This is a genomic window from Sphingomonas sp. BL-S-28, from assembly GCF_055521515.1.
Genome location: NZ_CM145483.1, coordinates 230,900 through 251,574 on the forward strand (window position 1 = coordinate 230,900; position 20,675 = coordinate 251,574).

The 20,675-nt window shown below is 62.8% G+C and carries 19 protein-coding genes; 7 read left to right on the forward strand and 12 right to left on the reverse strand.

The window, feature by feature from the left end; all coding sequences use genetic code 11:
* The first annotated feature begins 60 nt into the window (after window positions 1-60).
* The 3 genes from ACZ1JC_RS01005 (at window position 61) to ACZ1JC_RS01015 (ending at window position 5,939) form a co-directional block, all read left to right on the forward strand.
* Complete coding sequence (locus ACZ1JC_RS01005; RefSeq protein WP_465139765.1) at window positions 61-1,983, forward strand: CocE/NonD family hydrolase; 1,923 nt, start codon at window positions 61-63, stop codon at window positions 1,981-1,983.
* A gap of 72 nt (window positions 1,984-2,055) precedes the next feature.
* On the forward strand, window positions 2,056-2,922 hold the full coding sequence (locus tag ACZ1JC_RS01010; RefSeq protein WP_465139764.1) for an alpha/beta hydrolase: 867 nt from the start codon (window positions 2,056-2,058) through the stop codon (window positions 2,920-2,922).
* A gap of 302 nt (window positions 2,923-3,224) precedes the next feature.
* Window positions 3,225-5,939 carry a DUF5695 domain-containing protein gene (locus tag ACZ1JC_RS01015; RefSeq protein WP_465139763.1) on the forward strand — a complete coding sequence of 905 codons (2,715 nt, stop codon included), beginning with the start codon at window positions 3,225-3,227 and terminating at the stop codon, window positions 5,937-5,939.
* Window positions 5,940-6,734: 795 nt separating this feature from the next.
* Here the strand turns inward: ACZ1JC_RS01015 and ACZ1JC_RS01020 are convergent.
* From ACZ1JC_RS01020 to ACZ1JC_RS01045, 6 genes are all read right to left on the reverse strand, one after another.
* Entirely contained in the window at window positions 6,735-6,857 is a 123-nt protein-coding gene (locus ACZ1JC_RS01020; RefSeq protein WP_465139762.1) for an SDR family oxidoreductase, read from the reverse strand.
* Window positions 6,858-7,097: 240 nt separating this feature from the next.
* Window positions 7,098-7,550: an MBL fold metallo-hydrolase gene (locus tag ACZ1JC_RS01025; RefSeq protein WP_465139761.1), complete on the reverse strand. Its 453-nt coding sequence runs from the start codon at window positions 7,548-7,550 to the stop codon at window positions 7,098-7,100.
* Window positions 7,505-7,882: a TolC family protein gene (locus ACZ1JC_RS01030; RefSeq protein ID WP_465139760.1), complete on the reverse strand. Its 378-nt coding sequence runs from the start codon at window positions 7,880-7,882 to the stop codon at window positions 7,505-7,507. The genes ACZ1JC_RS01025 and ACZ1JC_RS01030 overlap by 46 nt, the downstream gene beginning before the upstream one ends.
* Entirely contained in the window at window positions 7,875-10,295 is a 2,421-nt protein-coding gene (locus tag ACZ1JC_RS01035; RefSeq protein WP_465139759.1) for an ABC transporter permease, read from the reverse strand. Before ACZ1JC_RS01035 ends, ACZ1JC_RS01030 begins: the two co-directional genes overlap by 8 nt.
* Window positions 10,296-10,306: 11 nt before the next feature.
* Window positions 10,307-10,984: an ABC transporter ATP-binding protein gene (locus tag ACZ1JC_RS01040; protein ID WP_465139758.1), complete on the reverse strand. Its 678-nt coding sequence runs from the start codon at window positions 10,982-10,984 to the stop codon at window positions 10,307-10,309.
* A 15-nt stretch (window positions 10,985-10,999) separates the two neighbouring features.
* Window positions 11,000-12,301, reverse strand: a complete 1,302-nt coding sequence (locus ACZ1JC_RS01045) for an efflux RND transporter periplasmic adaptor subunit (protein ID WP_465139757.1) — start codon at window positions 12,299-12,301, stop codon at window positions 11,000-11,002.
* Between the two features lie 24 nt (window positions 12,302-12,325).
* Here ACZ1JC_RS01045 and ACZ1JC_RS01050 point away from each other — a divergent pair, with 24 nt between their 5' ends.
* The gene (locus tag ACZ1JC_RS01050) at window positions 12,326-13,624 is read left to right on the forward strand and encodes a sigma-54-dependent transcriptional regulator (protein WP_465139756.1); all 1,299 of its coding nucleotides are present in this window, start codon (window positions 12,326-12,328) and stop codon (window positions 13,622-13,624) included.
* Window positions 13,625-13,823: 199 nt separating this feature from the next.
* Here ACZ1JC_RS01050 and ACZ1JC_RS01055 read toward each other — a convergent pair whose 3' ends face one another.
* Window positions 13,824-14,378: a hypothetical protein gene (locus tag ACZ1JC_RS01055; protein ID WP_465139755.1), complete on the reverse strand. Its 555-nt coding sequence runs from the start codon at window positions 14,376-14,378 to the stop codon at window positions 13,824-13,826.
* A 35-nt stretch (window positions 14,379-14,413) separates the two neighbouring features.
* Between ACZ1JC_RS01055 and ACZ1JC_RS01060 the strand changes: the two genes are divergently transcribed.
* Window positions 14,414-14,812, forward strand: a complete 399-nt coding sequence (locus ACZ1JC_RS01060) for an ATP-binding protein (RefSeq protein WP_465139754.1) — start codon at window positions 14,414-14,416, stop codon at window positions 14,810-14,812.
* Between the two features lie 71 nt (window positions 14,813-14,883).
* Here the strand turns inward: ACZ1JC_RS01060 and ACZ1JC_RS01065 are convergent, their stop codons facing one another.
* Window positions 14,884-15,516: a tyrosine-type recombinase/integrase gene (locus ACZ1JC_RS01065; protein ID WP_465139753.1), complete on the reverse strand. Its 633-nt coding sequence runs from the start codon at window positions 15,514-15,516 to the stop codon at window positions 14,884-14,886.
* Window positions 15,517-15,846: 330 nt separating this feature from the next.
* Here ACZ1JC_RS01065 and ACZ1JC_RS01070 point away from each other — a divergent pair, with 330 nt between their 5' ends.
* Both ACZ1JC_RS01070 and ACZ1JC_RS01075 read left to right on the forward strand, forming a co-directional pair.
* Window positions 15,847-16,992 carry a DJ-1/PfpI family protein gene (locus ACZ1JC_RS01070; protein WP_465139752.1) on the forward strand — a complete coding sequence of 382 codons (1,146 nt, stop codon included), beginning with the start codon at window positions 15,847-15,849 and terminating at the stop codon, window positions 16,990-16,992.
* On the forward strand, window positions 16,985-17,992 hold the full coding sequence (locus ACZ1JC_RS01075; RefSeq protein ID WP_465139751.1) for a GlxA family transcriptional regulator: 1,008 nt from the start codon (window positions 16,985-16,987) through the stop codon (window positions 17,990-17,992). The genes ACZ1JC_RS01070 and ACZ1JC_RS01075 overlap by 8 nt, the downstream gene beginning before the upstream one ends.
* A 353-nt stretch (window positions 17,993-18,345) precedes the next feature.
* Here the strand turns inward: ACZ1JC_RS01075 and ACZ1JC_RS01080 are convergent, their stop codons facing one another.
* The 4 genes from ACZ1JC_RS01080 to ACZ1JC_RS01095 all read right to left on the reverse strand — a co-directional run bounded on the left by ACZ1JC_RS01080 (window position 18,346) and on the right by ACZ1JC_RS01095 (window position 20,590).
* Window positions 18,346-18,852 carry an SRPBCC family protein gene (locus ACZ1JC_RS01080; protein ID WP_465139750.1) on the reverse strand — a complete coding sequence of 169 codons (507 nt, stop codon included), beginning with the start codon at window positions 18,850-18,852 and terminating at the stop codon, window positions 18,346-18,348.
* Window positions 18,842-19,186, reverse strand: a complete 345-nt coding sequence (locus ACZ1JC_RS01085; protein ID WP_465139749.1) for an ArsR/SmtB family transcription factor — start codon at window positions 19,184-19,186, stop codon at window positions 18,842-18,844. Before ACZ1JC_RS01085 ends, ACZ1JC_RS01080 begins: the two co-directional genes overlap by 11 nt.
* A 261-nt stretch (window positions 19,187-19,447) precedes the next feature.
* Window positions 19,448-19,963, reverse strand: coding sequence for an N-acetyltransferase family protein (locus ACZ1JC_RS01090; RefSeq protein ID WP_465139748.1), 516 nt, complete (start codon window positions 19,961-19,963; stop codon window positions 19,448-19,450).
* A 63-nt stretch (window positions 19,964-20,026) separates the two neighbouring features.
* The gene (locus tag ACZ1JC_RS01095) at window positions 20,027-20,590 is read right to left on the reverse strand and encodes a helix-turn-helix domain-containing protein (protein WP_465139747.1); all 564 of its coding nucleotides are present in this window, start codon (window positions 20,588-20,590) and stop codon (window positions 20,027-20,029) included.
* Between the last annotated feature and the right edge of the window lie 85 nt (window positions 20,591-20,675).

The following is a 20,675-nucleotide window of genomic DNA, read 5'->3' on the forward strand; positions in this document are numbered from 1 at the left end:
TTTTTGCCCATCCTTTGCCAAGTCGGAGGGCCACAGCCACCACAGCAGCAGAGGCAATCCATGTCCCGGCGCTATCAAGCTAAAATCCGGCTCGTTCTCGGATTGGGTGCAGCCCTTTTGGCCGCCGCGACCGGCCTGACGCCCATAGGGCAGGGGAGAGCGTCCGCCTCCGACATTCCCGCGGCCTTCGTTCCGCCAGCGATTGAGCGCGACTATCAGCGCCGCACTTATGAGATCCCGATGCGTGACGGCATCCGGTTGCACACGGTTGTCATCATCCCGAAAGGGCTGACGTCGGCGCCAATGCTGCTCGATCGCACGCCCTATGGCGCCGATGCGATGACGAAGCAGCAAGACGGCCCCAAACTGGGTGATATCCTGTTCCCCAGCTATGCCGACCTTGCGCGGCACGGCTATATCATCGTGGCGCAGGACGTGCGCGGCAAGTTCGCGTCCGGCGGCGACTATGTGGTCAACCGGCCCTTGCGCGGCCCGTTGAACCCGACCCGCACCGACCATTCGACCGATGCCTGGGACACGATCGACTGGCTGGTCCGGCATATTTCCGAAAGCAATGGACGGGTCGCCACGATCGGCGGCAGCTACGATGGCTTCACCGCGCTGATGAGCCTTGTGGATCCGCATCCGGCGCTCAAGGCTTCGGTGCCAATGAACCCGATGGTCGATACCTGGAAAGGCGACGACTGGTTCCACAACGGCGCCTTCCGTCAGGAGATGCTGAGCTATATCTACAACCAGACGGCAGACAAGCACTCAGCTGTGCGCTGGCCCGTCACCGCACAGGACGACTACAAGACGTTCCTGCATTACGGTTCGGCCGGGGCCTTGGCAGGCGCCATGGGCATGGACCAACTGCCGTTCTGGAACCGCCTGGCGGCGCATCCGGATTACGGCTCCTATTGGCAGGATCAGGCGCTCGACCGCATTCTGGCACGCAAGCCGCTGACGGTGCCGACCATGCTCGTGGACGGGCTCTGGGATCAGGAGGACAATTACGGCGCACCGGCGGTCTATCAGGCGGTGAAGGCCAATGCCCGCGAAGTGCATCTGGTACTGGGGCCGTGGTATCACGGGCAGCAGAACGGTTCGGGCGCCAAACTTGGCCCGCTCGATTGGGGCCAGCGCACTGCCGAATGGTTTCGTGCGCATGTCCTGATCCCTTTCCTTGACGAACATCTCAAGGACGGTGCACCGCAAACCGGTATCGCGCGGGTGGTCGCCTTCGCCAGCGGTGACAACCGTTGGGAGAACCTGCCGGACTGGCCTGCGCCGGGAGGCAGCGCGCTTCCGCTTTACCTCGATACCGATGGCAGATTGTCCATCGGCGGTCAGGATATATCCTCCGGCTACGACGAATACGTCAGCGATCCGGCCAAGCCCGTGCCCTACCGCCCGCAGCCGGACCTTTCCATCTACGGCCCGGATTCAAGCTGGGATACATGGCTGGTGGATGACCAGCGCTTTGCCGCATCGCGCCCCGATGTCCTGACCTACACATCGCCCGTACTCACGGCACCGCAGCATATTGCCGGGCAGCCGATCGCCCATCTCTATGCCTCGACCACCGGGAGCGACGCGGACTGGGTCGTCAAGCTGATCGACGTTTATCCGGCCGCCGTGCCAGAGCAGCCCGCCATGGGCGGCTACCAGTTGCCGATCTCCATGAACATCTTGCGCGGACGGTATCGCAAGAACCCGGAGCATCCTGAACCTATCATCCCCGGCCGGGTCGAGCGCTACGATATCGTCCTGCCCGATGCGGACCACGTTTTCCTGACGGGTCACCGGATCATGGTGCAGATCCAGTCGAGTTGGTTCCCCCTCTACGACCGTAACCCGCAGAGCTACGTCACCAATGTATTCCGCGCCGCACCCGGGGATTACGTCAAGGCCACGCAGCGCCTGTTCCATGCACCCGATGCGCGCAGCGAGGTTCTGCTACCGCTCGCGGCGCGTTCGTGATGCCGTTCCATCCATCCCCCTCTGAAAGACGACCATCTCATGAAACAGGATATTGCATTCACGAGCGCCGGCATGACGATTGCGGGGTGTCTTTACACACCGGACCTGCCGAACGGGCGCGCGCTCATCGTCGGACATCCCGGCAGCTCCACGAAGGAACAATCGCCCGCGCTCTATGCCAGCAAACTTTGCGAGCAGGGCTTTCATGTGCTGACGTTCGATGCCGCTCATCAGGGTGCCAGCGGTGGAGAGCCGCGCGGACTGGAAGATCCCGCCCAGCGTGTGGAGGATTTCAAGGCGGCCTTGTCATGGCTACGAACCCTGCCTGATCTGGCGCCGGAACGGATTGGCATCCTCGGCATTTGCGCGTCGGGCGGGTATGTCATTCAGGCCGCAGCCGGAGATCGGCGCATCGGCGCGGTGGCGACAGTCGCGGCAGTGGACGTTGGCCGGCAAATTCGCGCCGGTGCCGACGGGCAGCAGGATCCCGCCGTCCTCGACGCATTGCTCGCCAGCGCCGCCGAGGCCCGTTCCCAGGCGGCGATGCGCGGCGAAATCGGCGCATTCCCGATCTTCCCTGCGGACGAACCCGCGGCGCGCGCCAGCGGAGAGCATGTCTTCGAAGGCTGGCACTATTACTGTACGCCGCGCGGCGATCACCCGCGTGCGGCCAAGGCGCTCACTTGGGACAGTATCGACAGGATGGCGACATTCGACGCCTTCCGCTTCATTGGCATGATCGCGCCGCGTCCGGTCCTGATGATTACCGCAGAGAAGGCAGTGACGGCATGGATGACACACGAAGCCTTCGATCAGGCGGAGGAACCCAAATGCCTCCACACGATCGAAGGTGCCACGCACGTCGATCTCTATGACCAGAAGCGCCCGGTGGAAGAGGCTGCTGCCGTGATTTCGGACTTCTTCATGCGATGGCTCTGACTGACCAAACACCATGCTGACGCAAAATTGCCGGTTGAACCCGCAAAGCAGGTCAGAATGTCCGCTATCGAGGCTTGCGGCCGATCCCTCGTCCGCAACAGACCGGCGATGAGGCGGTTCAGACAGTTTGGCCATCGTTTGATATTACGGCAATCATCATCGTTGCCTGAATTAAAATATACGATATACCTTTGTGTCTTTGGCGGGGGTGAGCCTTGGACAGCGCTGACGATGACGCACTCGACATACCGTTCAGAAGCCGCAGTACCCCTAAGCGCCAGGTGCGCAGCAAGCCTGCGGGTATGCATGATCGACGTACTTTGATCCGTGCGGGGCTCGCGGGCCTGTTCCTGCCCGCGTTTGAAGCGCCGCTGCTGGCCGCGGCGTCGCCTCCGCCAGTTTCGCGGACGGTCAGTTCCATCCTCGGCGGACCCGGCAAACCGTTCAAGCTGGGCTTCGACCGCGGGCGCGTGACGAGCCTCTCTGCCGCATCGCAGAGTGTTCCGGGAGATTTCATCCACGCTGGCGCCGGTTTGGGAAATGCTGCGGGAACCTACCGCATCGCAAATGGCCCGTGGCAGCGTTTCGACACGCGCAAGCTGGAGCCCGAGCGTGTCAGGACGACGGAAGATGGGTTGCAGGCACGCTATTTCCTTGCGCCGGGAATCTCCGTCACTTGCTGCCTTGTCCTCGGGGGCGATGGGCTACGCCTGACCATCACGCCTTCCAACGACACAGCTTTGCCGATCGAGTTCGGTGATCTTGCACTTCCGCTGCCGATAAACATGATTCACGCGGCAAAAGAGGATCCTAACGCGGTTCTCAAGCATAGCTTCATTTCCGGCCGCAGTTCGCACATCTTCTGGCAGCGCAGGGACAGTCTCACCCCTTGGCTTGCCATGCTCCCCGAAGCTGGAGCCGCGCTTGAGTACTGGGATGCCCCCAAGGATTCGCCGGACCTCTACCGTGTATTTTTCCACGCTGCCGCGGAAGTCGCAGCCGTTCAGGGGGCGGGTTCGCGCTGGCGTCTGCCGGCAACAAGCCTCGCACTGGCTCCGGGAGAATCCGCTGAAAGAGGCGTTCGCTTCCTGCTCGTGGACGGCTACGCCGCGATGCGCAGGACCATCGCCCGGCACGGGTTGATCGACGTAGAGGTCATTCCCGGCATGACCGTGCCGACGGATCTGGAAGTGACGCTTTCGCTGGACTCAAGTGTACCGGTCGTCCGGCTGGAGCCCGAACACTCCGCGCACACCGAATTGACCCCACTGGGTGAACGGGCCGGGCGAAAGCTATTCCGCCTTCGCTTCGCTCGTCTTGGCGAAAACCACGTCACGCTGCACCAGGCGGACGGGGGGCGGACCACGCTGGAATTCTTCGTAACCGAACCGATCGAGACGATGATCGCCAAGCGCGGGGCCTTCATCGCCGGGCACCGTCATCGCGATCCGGCGAAGTGGTACGATGGCCTGCTCGCCGAGTGGAACATGGAGAGCGAAACCCTTCTCGGCCCGGACAATTACGACCGGATCAAAGGCTGGCGTATCTACGAGGTGACTTGCGATGATCCGGGCCTCTCCAAGCCCGCCTTCCTTGCCGCCAAGAACGCGGAATATCCGGTGCAGGCCGAAATCGACGCCTTGGATGACTATGTCGAGCACTTCGTCTGGGGCGGACTTCAGCGCACGACCGAAGAGCCATGGCCTTACGCACTGTACGGAATTCCGGACTGGAAGCGCAATCGCGACAGTGCCGATCCGGGCGACAAGGGCCGCAAGCACTTTTGGCGCCCTTACGACTATCCGCACATCGCGCTGATGTACTTCGCGCTCTATCGCATAGCACGCGACCGGCACGGCTTCCACACCCGCCTCACCGCAACCGACTATCTCGAGCGTGCTTTCGGCACTGCGCGGGCCATGTTCACCATCCCCAAGGAAATCGTTGGCTGGGAAGCGGATTCCACCGGCTTCTATAACGAACTGGTGATTCCGGACGTGATCGACGCGCTGCGCCGGGAAGGGCTCACGGCGCAGGCTGACGAACTGGCCGGGCACTGGGAGCGCAAAGTCGCTCACTTCGTGAACGAGGTCGACGATCTCTTCGCCTCGGAATACGCTTTCGATTCCACTGGCTTTGAATCGACGCAAGCGATTGCCCGCTATGCGCTCGACCGGCCGGAGCGCTTCCCGCCCGAACGTGCGCACGCTTTCGCGAAACGTCAGATGGATGCCAACCTGTTCTGCCGGGGGTGGTTGCAGCCCTCGTACTATACCCTTGGCAGCGATTACCGCGCGCAGGCGGGCGATGCCTATACCTTGAGCTACATGGCGCAGATGGGCGGCTGGGCCATCCTCGATCATGCCCTCCACGATGCGTCCGATTACCGTCCGTTGCTGCGCCTCGGCCATGCCTCGGCGCTGAGCAGCTGGGCACTTCTGAACAGCGGCACGCCGGAGAGCGATTACGGTTACTGGTACCCTGGCAAGGCCAATGACGGCGGCGCCGGGGGCGGCTTTGAGCCTGCTGCCCTGAGCGAGACATGGCTGAACCAGCCCAATCGGCATGGGTCGTGGTACTATTCCTGCGAAATCGACCTCGGCTTCTGCGGAGCCCTGCGTGCGGCAGCAACCACGCTGGTGGACGATGAGCTGTTCGGCCGCATTGCCCTTTCCGGTGTGCTGGAAGAGCGCAATGATCAGCTTTTGATCTATCCCCGCGACGGTGTGCGCCGTCGCTTTCATGCGCGGCTCTCAGGGCATTCCCTCGATATTCACTTGCTTGACGACGGCCGCTTCGCGCCTGACGCGCCCATTCAGGTCAGCCCTCGGCTCGATCAATGTAGGTTCGAGATCGAACACTCAGCCGGGCCGGCTCGCACCTTGCGCCTGCTGATTTCGGACGACAATGCCATGCGTTGGAAAATAGCAGGAGCGGCCCGCCTGCGCCCTGGGGAATACGCGATCAGAGTAAAAGAAGGCGCGCTGCGAACCAGCCTAAACGCTCGAGCCGGTTAAACCGGGTAGGTCAGTTTGCGCAGTGCGCCGACGGCGGTTACGGCATGAGCGGCCATTACGTCCTGCGCGCCTGACGACGGGGCCAGATCGGCAGGCGACATCTGCCGTGGTGACGGGGGAAGGGCGTCTATCCTGAGGCACTTTCCTGCAACATGCCGGTCTTTTGCGGGGCAAAAATAGCCGGATCGCGTTCAAACCGAAGGTAGTATTATTGAGATCGATGACTTGGGCAGAGCCGCTACCGGTTCGAGTCTGAATCGGCCCGGTTTCTGGGCAGCATGGCGGCTGGAAAATTGGGCAAGATAGGCACCGCTGACCTGAGCACGCTTTCGGATGGAGTGAATTGATGGAACAGAATGGTTCGAGTCCGGAGCAAGAGCGCAACGCGGCAATCTATGTTGCCGTAATGGATGGGGCGACCTTCGGGCAGCTTGCCGAGAAGTATGGTATCAGCAGGGTCCGCGTGCAAAAGGCTTACGCACGGGAGCGAGAAAACGCATGGGAAGCGCGGAGGCGCGGTGAAAGCAGCTACCGTGATCGACCGTTTCCTCCGGACGTTTGAAACCGACACATTCGCTCGGGCATGACCATGGAAAAGAGATCGGCGATGGTGGCCAGTGCCATGAACGGGACGATCCGCAACTCGGCAGCCAAAGTCATTATCGGAACGTCATGAGGGAGCGCTTGCCGACAGGCTGTTCGGCACCGAAACCAGCCCATCTGTTGCTGAAGAACTCCCGATCGACAGATCATTTAGAGGCGATCGGGAGCTGAACCTTACCGATTTCATTCTGATCAAGCCGCGAAGCCGCCATCAATCGTGTAGAGGCCGGCGGTCACGAATTCGGCTTCCTCGCTGGCCAGCCAGGTGACGAGGTTGGCGATTTCCTCGGGCTTGCCATGGCGAGGCTGCGCCATGCAGAGCACCTCTCATCGCTGTAAGGCCGACTTCAAATAAGGCAGGGCTGGCTTGACCGTTAAGCCTGACGGGCGGGCTTCAGGATCGCCGAAAAATCGTTTACCGTCTGAAATGCGGGCGGTTGCCGCCGCAAAGGCCACAAAATAAGTGTCGGTTTCCGCGCGGAGAAAGTAGCCGAGGTTTACATTTTGTGCGCGCTGTTCGTCGAATTGAAGGTCCAGCCAAGTTGCGGCAAGAGGTCATGAAGCGGGGCCGCGGCGCACACCGTCGTCACCAGAGGGCGAGGCCTTCTCTCGGGCGACTTCCTGATCGAAGGCGGCGCGTTGGCTGGCGATGTATTGGCGGTAACCTTCCGGATCCACATAGGCTGCGGCGCCAAGTTTCACAGCGCGAGCGCGCTTGGCATCCAGATTGAAGCGGTCGGTGTGCGATACCAGCCAGATGTCCGGCCGCAGCGCTTGCAGCCGGGCAAGCGTCCGGCGATAGTCGTCGCCGATGCCGGGATAGGATGGATTGGTGGTGACCCGGTATCCCGGATTTACGCTGGTCCCGTCGGGCCAGACAACCTTGTAGCTCTGGCCGTGATCGGTGACCGTGGTGATCCAGGTGGTGTCGCCGCGCGTATGACCGGGCGTGTTGAGTGCGGTCAGCGTGACATTGCCCAGCGAGACTGTGTCTCCGTCATGCAGCACCCTATCAACCTTGGCGGCACATCGCCGTTTGCGGCACGCACCGCCGAGGAGACCCGGCCGCCGGTCCAGATCGGTAAAGCAACATTCGCAGTCAGCGATGCTGCTTTGCCATAGCCCTGACGGTCGTAACCGGTGTCGCCATCGACCGACAGCGTCGGGCGGGCCAGCGCGCGCTCCTGCTCGGGCGTTCCGGCTAAGGCTTCCTGCCGAGCACGGGCGGCGGCAAGCTGCGGATTGGTTTCGTATGCTGCCGCGATAGCATCACCCAGTGTCTCCGCCGAGGCCGGAGAGGCGATCAGCAGGGCAACCAACCATACCGCTCGCTTATTCATGACGAAGCGCCCAGGCCGGAGCCGCACGACTGGCGCGAAGCGATTGCCCCAAAACCGTCAGCACCGCGATCACTGTCGCCAACAGGCTTCCCCCGATGAAGAAGAGCGGGGAAAGCGCGATGCGGTCGTCAAACCCGGCCAGCCAGGTCCGCATCGCCGCGAAGGCAAGCGGCCAGGCAAGCAGGTTGGCCAGCAGCACTGGGCGCAGGAACTGGCCGACCAGCAGTTTGGCGATATCGCCGGAGGATGCGCCCAGCGTCTTGCGGATGCCGATTTCCTTGATCCGCATCTGGGTGTTGTAGGAAGCCAGCCCCCAGAGACCGACGCAGCCGATGAGCACGGCCAGTCCTGCGCCGATGGCGAAAAGCCGGGTCGCACGGTCGTCCGCCTCGTAAAACTTGCCAAGCTGGGTGTCAGCGGTCGCAGCGTCGAACGGCACTTGCGGGGCCATCCGCTGCCACAGTTGGCGCAGGCGGTCGAGTGTCACGCGTGGGTCGCCCTGGAAACGCACGGAGACGACCGGCGTGCTGAGCCTCTCCGGCTCGCGATAATAGATATAGTAAGCCGCGCTGTTGGGCTCGCGCGGGGAGAAGAAACGCATGTCCTCGACGACGCCTATGATCGTGCGGGGGGTGCCGCCGCCAACGGTCTTGCCCACGGCATCCTGCGCGGAGCGGAAGCCCAGCGTGGAGATGGCACGGCGATTGATGACGATGTTGATCGCTTCGCCGGAACCGTGGGAGCGGACATCGTCGTCGCGGTGAGCCTCGTCGAACAGCCGCCCGGCGAGCAGCCTCGCGCCATAGACCGCGAAGAAATCAGGGCCTGTCGCGACCCAGCGCAGCGAAGGTCCGGATCCCGCGACGCCGGGCAGCGGGACATTGATGGCGTTGTTCTCTCCGCTGCCGCCTGCTGCACTATTGGCGATGGCGACGCTGCGAACTCCCGGCAAAGCGCGCATCTCGGAAACGATCGCGCGGCGCTGCGCAGCGTCTAGGAGATCGGTGGTGAACGACCGCACTACCAGCAACCCCTCGCGCTGGAAGCCGAGATCGGACTGGCGGACATGGCGTGTCTGCGTAACCAGCACGGTCGTGGCGATTATGAAGGCTATCGCGAGGCCGAACTGGAGAACGACGAGCGCTTCGCGCAGACGGGTTCCGGATCGTCCGCCGCCGGGGCTTCTGGCCGAGGCGAGGACCGCTGCGGCGGGGAAGCGGGAAAGCACGATGGCGGGATAGAAACCGGCGGCCAGTCCCACGACGACGATCAGCACGGCCAGGGCGGGGATGACCTGCCCGTAGGGAATGGCGAGCGAGAGCCCGCCTGCGGCATTGACCAGCGGCAGGCCGAGTTCGGCGAGGATCAGGCCGAACAGCGCCGCCACGGCAACGGTTAGCATGGCTTCGCTGAGGAACTGTCGCAAAAGGGCATTGCGGTCGCCGCCAAGGACCTTGCGCATGGCGACTTCGCGTGCGCGCAAGGCGGCGCGGGCCGTGGACAGATTCACGTAGTTCACGATGGCGACGAGCAAGGTCAGCAGACCGACGATGGCGAGGGTGACGACGGTGATTTTTCCCGACGCGCTGGCACGTCCTTCAGGCTCCAGATGGGCCTTTGCGATGGGAAGAAACGAGAGTTGCAGCGTTTTCCATGCATCCTTGCCCAAGTCCCTGAGCGCGCGGCGGTCTACAAAGGCTGGCAGCTTCTGCGCGAATGCCCGGGCATCGGCGGGCGTGCCGAAACGCAGATAGGTTTTGACGGACGTGCCGCCCCAATTGTACCAGTTATCGTTCAGCGCTCCCTTACGCATCGGCACCAGTACGGAGAGCTTCAGGTCGCTGTTCTTCGGCAGATCGCGAAAGACGCCGGCAACGCGGTAGTTTTCGGTCCTGTCGGTTCCGATCGTCAGCACCTGGCCGATGGGATCGCTTTCACCGAAATAGCGATGCGCGAGGGTCTCGCTGATCAGCGTATTGCCCGGTTGTTCCAGGGCCTTCCCACTGCCGCTTAGCATCGGAAGATCGAACACCTCGAAGAACGAGGGATCGACGAGGGCCAGATCGACGGTATGCGCCGCGCCGCGCCGGATGACGGCGCCGCCGCCCTCGCCGCCGAGAATGCGGGTGCCGACGATACCGGGAAAATCCTCGCGCATCTGTTCCAGCAGGCCGCCCATCGTGTAGGAATAGGCGCCGTTGAACGGGCTTTCCGGGATGTTCCACACGGTCTGCACCACATAGATGCCGTCATGGCGGGGCAGCCATTTTTCGTAGCTGGTCTCGAACCGGGCATAGAGGCTGAGGACGAGGAACACCGCGATCCCCACCGCCAGTCCGCCGACGTTGAGCGCGGCATAGAGCTTGTGGCGAGTGAGCGAGCGGTAGAGCGAAAGCAGGGCGAAGCGGTTCATCCTTGGCCCCCTCAGATCGATCGCATGGCCGAGGCGACGATGCGCCCGTCGAGCATATCGATACGGCGCTTGGCCATGTCGGCATGGCTGGGCGAGTGGGTGACCATGACGATGGTCGCGCCTTCGTCGTTGAGGGCCTGAAGGATGTTCATCACCTGCTCGCCATTGGCGGTGTCGAGGTTACCGGTCGGTTCGTCCGCCAGGATCAGCCTAGGATCGCCGACGATGGCGCGGGCGATGGCGGCGCGCTGCTGCTGGCCGCCCGAAAGCTGGTGCGGAAAGTGGCGGGCGCGGTGGGCGATGCCGACTTTGTCCATCGCCGCCGAAACCCGCGCGCGGCGGTCGCCGCCATTGGCGCGGTAGGCGAGGCCGAGGGCGACGTTTTCCTCGATGGTCAGTTCGTCGATCAGGTTGAAGCTCTGGAACACGAAGCCGAGCGTGGAGCCGCGAAACTTCGCCAGATCCTTCTCGCCCATTGCGGCCAGATCTTGTTCGCCAAACAGATAGCGGCCGCCGGTGGGCCGGTCGACCGTGCCCAGCGTGTTGAGCAGGGTGGACTTGCCGCAGCCCGAAGGCCCCATGATGGCGAGGAATTCGCCGGCAGCGACCTCAAGGTCGATATCGCGAAGCGCGGTCGTCTCCACTTCGTCGGAGACGTAGCGGCGCTGGATCTGTTCCAGTCGGATCATGGGTGTAGTTCCCTGTTAGCGGAGATTGAGGATGTCGCCGGTGACCGACGAAGTGTTGGAGGTGACGATGCGTTCGCCCGGCTGAAGGCCGGAGAGGATTTCGACCTGTTCGGGATTTCGGCGGCCGGTTTTCACCGCACGGCGGCGAGCATGGGCGCCATCGGCGTCGAGTACGAAAACCGAGGTGCCGCCACTCGCTTCCAGCCAGCCGCCGACCGGGGCGACCAGCGCAGGCGCGGTGCTGCCCAGAGTGATGCGGATATCGAGCGTCTGCCCGCGATTGAGCCCGGCGGGCGGGGCGCCTGCGAAGTCCAGTTCCGTACGGAAACGACCATCCTTCACGGCGGGCAGGACTTTCGAGACGGTCAGGCGGGCGCCGTCCAAAGCGGCTCTCTGACCTGCGGCGACACGGCGCAGGTAATATTCGTCGACATCGGCGGTCAGCTTCCACGAGCCTTCGCTATCGACTTGCCCGGCCGGATCGCCCGGCTTCAGTGCCTGTCCGGGCTGGATCGTGAAGTTGGTGAGGCGACCGTCCATCGGCGCGCGGACTGTCAGCGCATCAAGGCTGGCGCGCACGGCGGCGAGATTGCTTTCCAGCCTGCCGCGCGTGTCATTGAGCCGGGCCCCCTGGGTGGCGGTGATGCCCGCCTCCCGCGTGCTACCCGATTGCAACTGGGCCAGTCGCTTCTGCTGGTAGGCCGCCTCTTCGGCATAGCTGCGCACGCCGGCGTCGGAGAGATAGCCTTGATCGTAAAGCTGCTGGCGGATCGCCAGTTCGCGGCGCGCCTTGATGAGATCGTAATTGGCCTGCGCGACTTGTCCGGCGCGATCGATACGGTTGCGCTCGATGCCGAGGTTTTCGCCCGCCAAGCCGCCAAGCTGGCTGGCGATCTGCGCCTCGCGGGTCAGCACGTCGAGCCGGAGTTCGGGGTTAGCCAGCGAGGCCAGCGGCTGACCTTCGGAAACCATGGCGCCGTCCTGCACGAGCAGTTTCTCAACCTGCCCACCTGCGAGCACGCCGACCAGCGTGGTGACTTTCGGTGCGACCGTCGCGCGCACCGGCAGATAGTCGGCGAAAGGCGCGCGGCTTACGGTGCCGATTTCGATCTGGGCAGCAGCAATATCGGTTGATCCGCTGGCGGGGAGCAACCGCCAAAGCAGCACCGCAGCCACCACGCTCCCGGCAATCGCCAGAACGGCGGGCCGCCGCCATAGCGGAGCGCGGCGGCGCTCAACTTTGCGATCCATCTCCGCGCCGGGGGAAACGGTTGCATGTACGGGCTGTTCGGTCATCATGGAGGCAGTGTCACTCATCTCCGCCGGAAAGCCTAAACACCGATGAATGCTGGAGTTTTTGAACATGCCGGTTCCGATGACCGTCCGCTGGCGAACACACTGTCCGCAAATGGACAGTCGGGCGGCCTGTCAAGCGACGGTGCGATTCTCCTGATCGACGATAACCCTGCCGTGGCTGGGGCCATGGCGATCGCATTTCGCATGGCCGGGCGCCGGCTCGATACTGCCGGCGGACCGGAAGAGGCGCTATCGCGCCTTGCCAGTCGGCGGTTCGACGCCATCCTGCTCGACATGAATTTTACCCCCGGCCAATCGAACGGAGAGGAAGGGCTCGCCTTGCTCGCGCGGATCATGGCGGACGATCCGGCAGCCTGTGTTGTCGTCATTACCGCGCACAGCGGCATTCGGATCGCGGTTGCGGCGATGCAGGCGGGGGCGCGGGACTTTGTCATGAAGCCTTGGCGGAACAGCGAACTCGTGGCCAAAGTGGAGGCTGCCGTTGCGCGTGAGGCGTCTGCCGGCCCCGTCCCGACTTTCACGGCGGTCGATGCAGAACCCGTTCGCTTGCTGGGTGAAAGCACGGCGATGCAGGCTCTGCGCGAACTTGTCCAGCGCGTTGGGCCGACGCCTGCCGGGGTGACGGTAACCGGACCGTCCGGTAGCGGACGCACGCTTACGGCAATGGCGGTTCATGCCGCTTCGGGGCAGGCCTTGGGGCAGCCACCAAGGATCGATCTGCGCGATGAGAGTGCGTGGTCCCGCTTGCAGGACAGTGTCGGCACGGTGATCCTGCGCTATCCTGACAAGCTCGGCGAAGTGGTGCAGGCGCGCCTGTTGGATCGCCTGCCGCCTTCCGCCCGCTGCATTGCGATTGCTGACGATCTTGCCGACCTGACGCCGGCCTTGCGGCGGCGCATCGCGACTATCGAAATCCCGATGCCGCCGCTCGCCCAGCGGGAGGGCGATAGCGTCCTGCTGGCCCGGCACTTTGCGCGCCTGGCGGCGGAACGCTTCGCGCGGCCCACACCCCAGCTGACGGCAGCGGCCGAAGAGGCGATCCGCGCGACGGTGTGGGAGGATGAAGTGCGCGGTCTTGCTCTGGCCATCGAACGCGCGGTGCTACTGGCGGAAAACGGCACGATTGATGCTGCCGCGCTGGCATTGCCCGTGCTGCAGGTCGCTGGCGGCGTGGTGGAAGCCAGTTTCGACCTTACCGATGCCGAAAAATCGATGATCGAGGCGGCCCTGCGCGAACACCGCCACAATGTGACGCACGCTGCCAGTGCCCTGGGTCTCAGCCGCGGGGCTCTCTATCGCCGCATGGCGCGCTATGGGCTCTAGGTTACGAGCGATCCTGACCGGGATCGCGCTTGCTCTCAGCGGTGTGGTGGCGAGCGAGGCCTGGCACCGGGGTATGTGGGGCACGCTGACCGGCGCCGGGTTGGTCGCGGTCTGGATCGTACTGCTTCACGCCTGGCGTTCCGGCCTCGACGGCGCGCCCGTAGTCATGACAGCGGCACCCTTGGCAAAGCGGATCGATTCACATCGCCTGTTGCTCGATGCCGCACCCACGCCGATGCTCGCCATTGAGGGCGGGAGTGCGCGGGCGCTGAACCGGGCGGCGCGACGGATTTTCGCGACCGACGACAGAGTGCTGCCCTTGCCGACTGCGCTGACCGATGGCGAGACCAGCCATTTCCGCCACGAAGGACGTAGTTGGCGGATCGATCGGGTCCAACTGCCGGCAGAAAACCACACCGTGGTCACCCTTATCGACATCGAGCAGGAAGAACGCGCGGCGGAAGCGCGGGCGACCGCAGAAATGATCCAGGTCCTCGGCCACGAATTGCTGAACGGCCTCGCCCCGGTCGCCTCGCTGGCCGAAAGCGGTCTTGCCGCCATCGATCGTCCGGTTACGGACAAGCCGCTGCTGCGCGAAATCATGGGCACGTTGACTCGCCATGTGGAAGGGCTCCAACGTTTCGTCGAAGGTTACCGCCTGTTGGCGCGATTGCCCGAACCGAGCATCCGTCCGGTCCCGATCATGCAACTGGTTGGGGACATTGCCCGGCTGTTCGAGGTCCGCTGGCCGCACGTGGCGCTGTCACTTGACGTGGCAGATGTATCTTCATGGCCGGTGGACCGCGATCAGGTCAGTCAGGCTCTCTGGGCGCTGATCCAGAACGGCGCGGAAGCGGCGGCGACCGATCGCGGCGGCGGTGCACGCATCGAGATCACCGTGCGCCGCTCAGACGCGGGTCTAGTCTGGAAGTGCGCGACAACGGTAACGGCATCCCGCCCGGCAATGAAAACGCGATTTTCCGGCCGTTCCACACGACCAAGGCTGAAGGTACCGGTGTCGGCCTCAGCCTCGCGCGCCAGATCGCCCATGCCCATGGCGGGACACTCTCGATGCACCGGGCCGACCAAACGATATTTCGTTTATTTTTGCCAGAGCGAACTCATTCTGTTGATCGGCCCCCATTTCCCATGAACGGCGGATTTCAAGATCGATTACCTAACCGCTGAATGGCTGAGAATAGGCGGTAGCGGCTACGGCAAGGGCCTGGCTCCTCGCACCCGCAAGGAGCCAGCCAATCTCAGATTTCAGTGCCTTCTGCGAGCGTCAAAGCATCCTCCACGTCCATGCCGAGGTATCTGACCGTGCTTTCGATCTTCGTGTGCCCAAGCAAAATCTGGACGGCGCGGAGATTTCCAGTCGCCTTGTAGATGATCGACGCCTTGGTTCGCCGCAGAGAGTGGGTGCCATAATCTTCGCAGGGCAGTCCGATTCCCGTGACCCATTCGTCAACAAGGCGAGCATATTGCCTGGTGCTTATGTGGGCCGCGTGATCGGTTCGGCTAGGGAAAGCAAAGTCCTCCAAGGACCCACCCCGCAGTTCCAGCCATTTGAGTAGGCTGGCACGAGCATCGTCCATCAGTTCAAACTGTACTGGCCTGCCGGTTTTTTGCTGAACCACCGTTGCCCGCGTCCGAATTTTCCGGTCACAAACGATGTCGCTGATCCTGATCTTCACCAGATCGCATCCGCGCAATTTACTATCTACGGCGAGGTCAAAGAGGGCTCTGTCCCGAACTCGTTCATGCTGATCGAGAAAGAAACGGATTGCCCAGATTTGACGGGGTTTGAGCGCTCGCTTCGCGCCAACCTTCCGCCCAGCGTTCCATGATACCCGGTCGCGAGCGGCGGGATCAAACTCTGATAGTCCCATGACACATCTCCTAGGGCCATGATGGCCACAGGTAGAACGCGTGAGAGAAGGGCCGACCCATTCAAGACTTTCAGCCCTTAATTTTCGACTCTTAGGTGCAGCCCGTCCGCTTTGCGATCCTGGGTGCTCAAGATGGCCGTTTTCTGCGCGACAGCTTTTCGCCCGGGATATGTGCACAGGTGCCATTCCGCTGCCATCCGAAGTTGAGCTTGATCTGTTCCGCCGTGGTTGTGGCTGACCACACTGGCAGAAAATGACGGAACATCGGCATTTGAGCGGTCCGTGTTTAAGCCCATGAGAGTAGCTACTTTCACTCGGAACGGCTCTATCATGTATTTCAACCGCAGTGTTCGCGCCTCAATGGCTCTCTTCTCCGCAGCAAGCCTGATCATCGGTTGCGGTTCAATGGCAGCGAGCGCAACGGCCAAACAGAATCGTGCCGCCCCGCAAACAGTCGACGAGCGTATCACGCCCTATCAGGCGCGCATTGGCCGCACGCGGCCTGTCATCGCCGTCGTCGGAGAGAACAGTGGAACCGAACTGACCGACTATGTCATCCCTTACGGAATTCTGCGCGAAGCCGATATCGGAGAGGTTATCGCGGTTGCGACCAAGCAAGAGCCGATGACGATGCGACCTGCCCTACGCCTTCAGCCGCAGGCCTCCACGGCCGAATTCGATGGGCAATATCCGGAGGGGGCAGACTATGTGGTGGTCCCGGCGGTATCCCGGCGCGATGCCCCTGCCTTGCTTGCCTGGATCCGGGAGCAGGCGGCGAAGGGCGCTACGCTGGTGAGCATCTGCGACGGCGCACTCGTGCTTGCTGGCAGCGGCGTGATGGACGGACATCGCGCCACTGCGCATTGGGCAACGGCAGGCTATCGCCGCAAGCAATATCCAAATATTCACTGGGTCGATAACCGCCGCTACGTTGCGGATGGAACGATAGTTTCCAGCGCGGGGATCAGTGCCGCCATACCCACGTCACTGGCACTGGTAGAGGCGATTGCGGGGCATGAGCGCGCCGCTTCGATTGCATCGAAGATCGGCGCATCGGACTGGAGCCTGGTCCATGACAGTCGGCGTTTTCATCCAAAACTCGGCCGCAATCTGTCGGCTTTTGCAGTGACAGAATATTTCAATCGCTGGTTCCACAAGACGCAGGCCTTCGGGTTTCCGGTCAGCACGGGCGTGGACGAGGTCGCTTTGGCGTTTGCAGCTGACGCTTATAGCCGCACCGGCCGGGGGCGGGCTTATGCAATCGGTGCCGGTCAGGCGCCCGTGCAGACACTGCACGGCTTGACCGTTCTGCCCGATGCTCCTGCCGAGGGACAGAATATGCGCACCGTAGCAGTTCCCACCGACAAGCCTGCACTCGCCCTGGACAACGTACTGACCGATATCGCCCGGTCATACGGCAGGCAGACGGCCTATGGTGTAGCACTCGGATTCGAGTATCCCGGCTTCCATGATTGACGCTGCCATCGACATGCCTGTTGGACGCACTGCACGATCCTTGCGGGTGGTCCTCCTCGCCCATGACGGTATGAACCTTCTAGACCTTGCCGGACCGCTACAGGCGCTCACCACTGCCAATCGGAGCGCCGCTGTGGGAGATGTCGCCCGCTATGAGACGATTGTCGCGTCAGGTTTCGGCGGCGCGATCGTCACCAGTTCGGGGCTGCCCGTGGTCACGGTCTCGACTGCGTCTCTCGCAGACTTGCCGATCGACACGCTGATCGCACCGGGCGGGTGCTGGGGTGACGAATACGACGTCGACCCGGCGCTGCGCGACTTCATCCTCGCTCGCGCGGACTCGGTACGGCGTCTGTGTTCGGTGTGCACCGGTGCGTTTCTATTGGCGGCGGCAGGTCAACTCGATGGTCGCAAGGTGGCGACGCATTGGGCATGGCTGGACAAGTTGAAGGGGCGACATCCCACGCTCGAAGTTGATGCGGACAGCATCTTCATTCGGGACGGGTCGTTATGGACATCCGCGGGTGTCAGTTCTGGCATTGACCTTGCGCTTGCCCTTATCGAGGAAGATTTCGGCCCGCGAGTAGCGATCGATGCCGCACGGCAGATGGTGGTGTTCATGAAGCGAGCGGGCGGGCAATCGCAGTTCAGCGTACCCCTTGCCGCGCAGACACGAGACAACGGTTTCGTCGAGCTGCACGCCTGGATGGCCGCCAATCTCGCATCGGACCTGTCGGTTCCCCGCCTTGCGGACCAAGCAGGCATGGCTCCGCGCACCTTCGCGCGCACCTATTTGAAAAAGGTTGGTCAAACGCCTGCCAAAACGGTCGAGCGGATGCGGTTGGAGGCTGCATGCAGGGCCCTTGAAGAGACGAATTTTCCGCTCAAGAGTGTCGCCGTCCAATCAGGCTACGGTGACGAGCAGAAGCTTCGACGCGCATTCCAACGCCACCTCAGCTCCACCCCGACAACCCACCGCGCGCGCTTCTCCCGTCACTAGGGCGCTTTCCTGAAGATCAAACCCGCCCGAGATGGCATGACCTGCCGCGTGGTAACATTTTGCGGTGATAAGGCGCGACAATCAGCGTCGGAATTTACGCCGAGCCGTTCGGACTGGCTAGCCAATTCGCCATTTCAGCCATTCGTCCGGACGCTTCTTTAACAGAACTCACCGTCCATTTTCAGGGTCGGCAAAATGACTGCCGAATGGACGGCTTGGGCGCCTTGCGGCCTTCCCGCCGTCGACCCATGCTGGTCATTGAGCGACCAAACGAGCGCCGCCAAAAGCGGACGCTCGCTTGGCTTGAGAGAAAGACACTTCGCGGGCCAGGTGCACTCTGGAATGGTTCGAGCTCAGTGCCCCTTCAGCGCCGGCAGCAGGTCATCCAAACGCTCCAACGTCGACGCCATGCCGCCCTCTAGGCCCATATCGATTGCCTTCTGGAGGCCGTCCGGAGAATCGTATTGAACGATGGTCGTCACGAGGGTCCGATCATCCGCATCGGTGAATGCGACGCTCCATTTCGATCGCGGCATGTCAGGGTTCACCGCGCCGCTCTCGTCGCAGAAGCCGTCCATGGCGGTGTAGGTGTCGATCGGGTCGATCGACAGATAGTCGAGGCGGTTCCAGAAGTTCTGCCCGTCCGGAGTGATCATCGCGTAATGCCAGTAGCCCCCGTCGCGGAAATCCATGTACTTTGTCCGCGTGGTCAGGCCCTTCGGCGCGAACCACTGGTCGAGAAGCTCCGGCTTCGTATGGCAGTCCCAGACGAGTTGGCGCCCGGCATCGAATTCGCGTGCGATCGTCAGCGTACCGCTCGCTTGGTCGGCGTTAAAATCGAACCGTAGATCAGACGTCATTATCGTCTCCCTTAATGCTCGCCAAAAGGCTGTCGAGTTTGCTGTAGCGGGTCTGCCAGAGCAGATGCTGTTCGCCGAACCAGCGTTCGGCGGCGATTAGTCGCTCACGATCGAGCGCGCAGGTCCGGACCCGGCCGGCTTTTCGGGAGACGATCAGGCGCGATCTCTCCAAGACGCCGATGTGCTTCATGAACGACGGCAGAGCCATGTCGAACGGCTGCGCCAACTCACCGACTGTGGCGGTGCCTCTGCCCAGACGAGCGAGCACGGCCCTGCGTGTCGGATCCGACAGCGCATGGAAAATGCCATCTAGCTCTACAGATTGGTTATCCATATAGCTAACTATAGCCAGTCCGAAAAGTTAGATCAATGGCTAAGTTTTTCCTGCGCGCGCTGACGTTGAATGCGGGCAATCGCAAACACCAATTTGGACCCAGGATCGGCTGTCCTCGACCCCTGTCGGTCACTCAGCCGCCAAAAGCCGGTGCCAAGGTGCAGACGGTCCGGTTATTCGGCAGGACGAGTCGCCCGACGCCCGAGTTCGTCACGAGCGCGGCGCTAGCCGCGACCAACAGCGCCAGGACGAGCCTCGCCATCAGACGTCTGGGGTCGGGCGGGCGTCCAGCGCCAGGGTGAGGAAGGTGAGGTCGAGCCATTTGCCGAACTTCATGCCGACTTGCCGCAGCACGCCCGCATTCTCGAAGCCCAGCTTTTCATGCAGCTTGATCGAGCCGGTGTTCGTCGCCTCGATGCCGGCCACCATGACGTGCTTGCCGATCGAGCTAGCGCGATCGATCAGCGCGACCATCATCAGCTTGCCGATGCCGACGCCGCGCTGGTCGGCGCGCACATAGACCGAATGCTCGACGGTGTGGCGATAACCGTCCCACGCCCGCCAGTCGCCGAATGAAGCGTAACCGACCACCGCGTCTGCCTCATCGACGGCGACGAGGACGGGATAGCCCTGCTTAGCGCGATCAGCGAGCCAGGCGAGCCGGTTGGCCGGCTCGATGAGCGTGTCGTTCCAGATCGCCGTCGTGTTGGCGACGGCATCGTTATAGATGGCGGTGATCGCATCGGCGTCGGCCGGAACGGCATCGCGAATGTTCATGCTAGGCCTCGTCCATCATAGTGGCCATCGCCATCTAATATAGTGGACCAATGCTTGCAAGGCTCATGACGCGCGAAGCGCCATGACGGCGTAGCGGCATTCCACGCCGGTCGCATTGCGAAATTCGCAGTCGGTCGGAGGGCCGAGTTCGAGGCAATCGCCAGCACCGAGAGCATGGTGGGTGTCGCCTTCCAGGAACACGAGATCGCCTTCCAGCACCCAGATGAGCTGACGCAGAAAGGCATAGGCTGACGCCGGCATCGGCACGGATGCTCCGGGCGGCAACGTCACCTCGACGAGGTCGAGCGGTAGATCGGAGCGGGGCGAGATGTGCTGGCGCCGGTAGCCGCTCTCGGGATCGACCCAGACTGACTGGTCGGCCCGGCGAAGCAGCCGTCCTTGCCCGTTTTCGGCACGCGCCATGAGCGTCGAAATGCTGAGGCCGAATGCACCCGAGAGCTTGCCGAGCAGGTTGGCGGTCGGGCTGCTGTCGCCGTTCTCGACCTTGTGGATCATGGCGCGCGACACGGAGGCGCGTTCCGCCAACGCATCGAGCGACCAACCCCGGCTCTTGCGCTCGGTGCGTACGCGGGCGCCGAGGCGCTTGTCGAAATCGCGGTCGTTCACACCCTGCTACTATAGTGAACGTGGCGGCTCCGATAGGGGGCGCCTTCTTTGCCCGTTATGCCATCGGTTTCGAAATAGCCCACGG

Excerpts from the sequence above, each read along its gene's own strand:
- ACZ1JC_RS01015 (WP_465139763.1), top strand. The coding sequence starts at position 3,225 with ATGCATGATCGACGTACTTTGATCCGTGCGGGGCTCGCGGGCCTGTTC.
- ACZ1JC_RS01030 (WP_465139760.1), bottom strand. The coding sequence starts at position 7,882 with ATGAATAAGCGAGCGGTATGGTTGGTTGCCCTGCTGATCGCCTCTCCG.
- ACZ1JC_RS01050 (WP_465139756.1), top strand. The coding sequence starts at position 12,326 with ATGAATGCTGGAGTTTTTGAACATGCCGGTTCCGATGACCGTCCGCTG.
- ACZ1JC_RS01075 (WP_465139751.1), top strand. The coding sequence starts at position 16,985 with ATGATTGACGCTGCCATCGACATGCCTGTTGGACGCACTGCACGATCC.
- ACZ1JC_RS01010 (WP_465139764.1), top strand. The coding sequence starts at position 2,056 with ATGACGATTGCGGGGTGTCTTTACACACCGGACCTGCCGAACGGGCGC.
- ACZ1JC_RS01090 (WP_465139748.1), bottom strand. The coding sequence starts at position 19,963 with ATGAACATTCGCGATGCCGTTCCGGCCGACGCCGATGCGATCACCGCC.
- ACZ1JC_RS01005 (WP_465139765.1), top strand. The coding sequence starts at position 61 with ATGTCCCGGCGCTATCAAGCTAAAATCCGGCTCGTTCTCGGATTGGGT.
- ACZ1JC_RS01040 (WP_465139758.1), bottom strand. The coding sequence starts at position 10,984 with ATGATCCGACTGGAACAGATCCAGCGCCGCTACGTCTCCGACGAAGTG.
- ACZ1JC_RS01080 (WP_465139750.1), bottom strand. The coding sequence starts at position 18,852 with ATGACGTCTGATCTACGGTTCGATTTTAACGCCGACCAAGCGAGCGGT.
- ACZ1JC_RS01065 (WP_465139753.1), bottom strand. The coding sequence starts at position 15,516 with ATGGGACTATCAGAGTTTGATCCCGCCGCTCGCGACCGGGTATCATGG.
- ACZ1JC_RS01060 (WP_465139754.1), top strand. The coding sequence starts at position 14,414 with ATGGCCGGTGGACCGCGATCAGGTCAGTCAGGCTCTCTGGGCGCTGAT.
- ACZ1JC_RS01045 (WP_465139757.1), bottom strand. The coding sequence starts at position 12,301 with ATGAGTGACACTGCCTCCATGATGACCGAACAGCCCGTACATGCAACC.
- ACZ1JC_RS01085 (WP_465139749.1), bottom strand. The coding sequence starts at position 19,186 with ATGGATAACCAATCTGTAGAGCTAGATGGCATTTTCCATGCGCTGTCG.
- ACZ1JC_RS01020 (WP_465139762.1), bottom strand. The coding sequence starts at position 6,857 with ATGGCGCAGCCTCGCCATGGCAAGCCCGAGGAAATCGCCAACCTCGTC.
- ACZ1JC_RS01070 (WP_465139752.1), top strand. The coding sequence starts at position 15,847 with ATGTATTTCAACCGCAGTGTTCGCGCCTCAATGGCTCTCTTCTCCGCA.
- ACZ1JC_RS01035 (WP_465139759.1), bottom strand. The coding sequence starts at position 10,295 with ATGAACCGCTTCGCCCTGCTTTCGCTCTACCGCTCGCTCACTCGCCAC.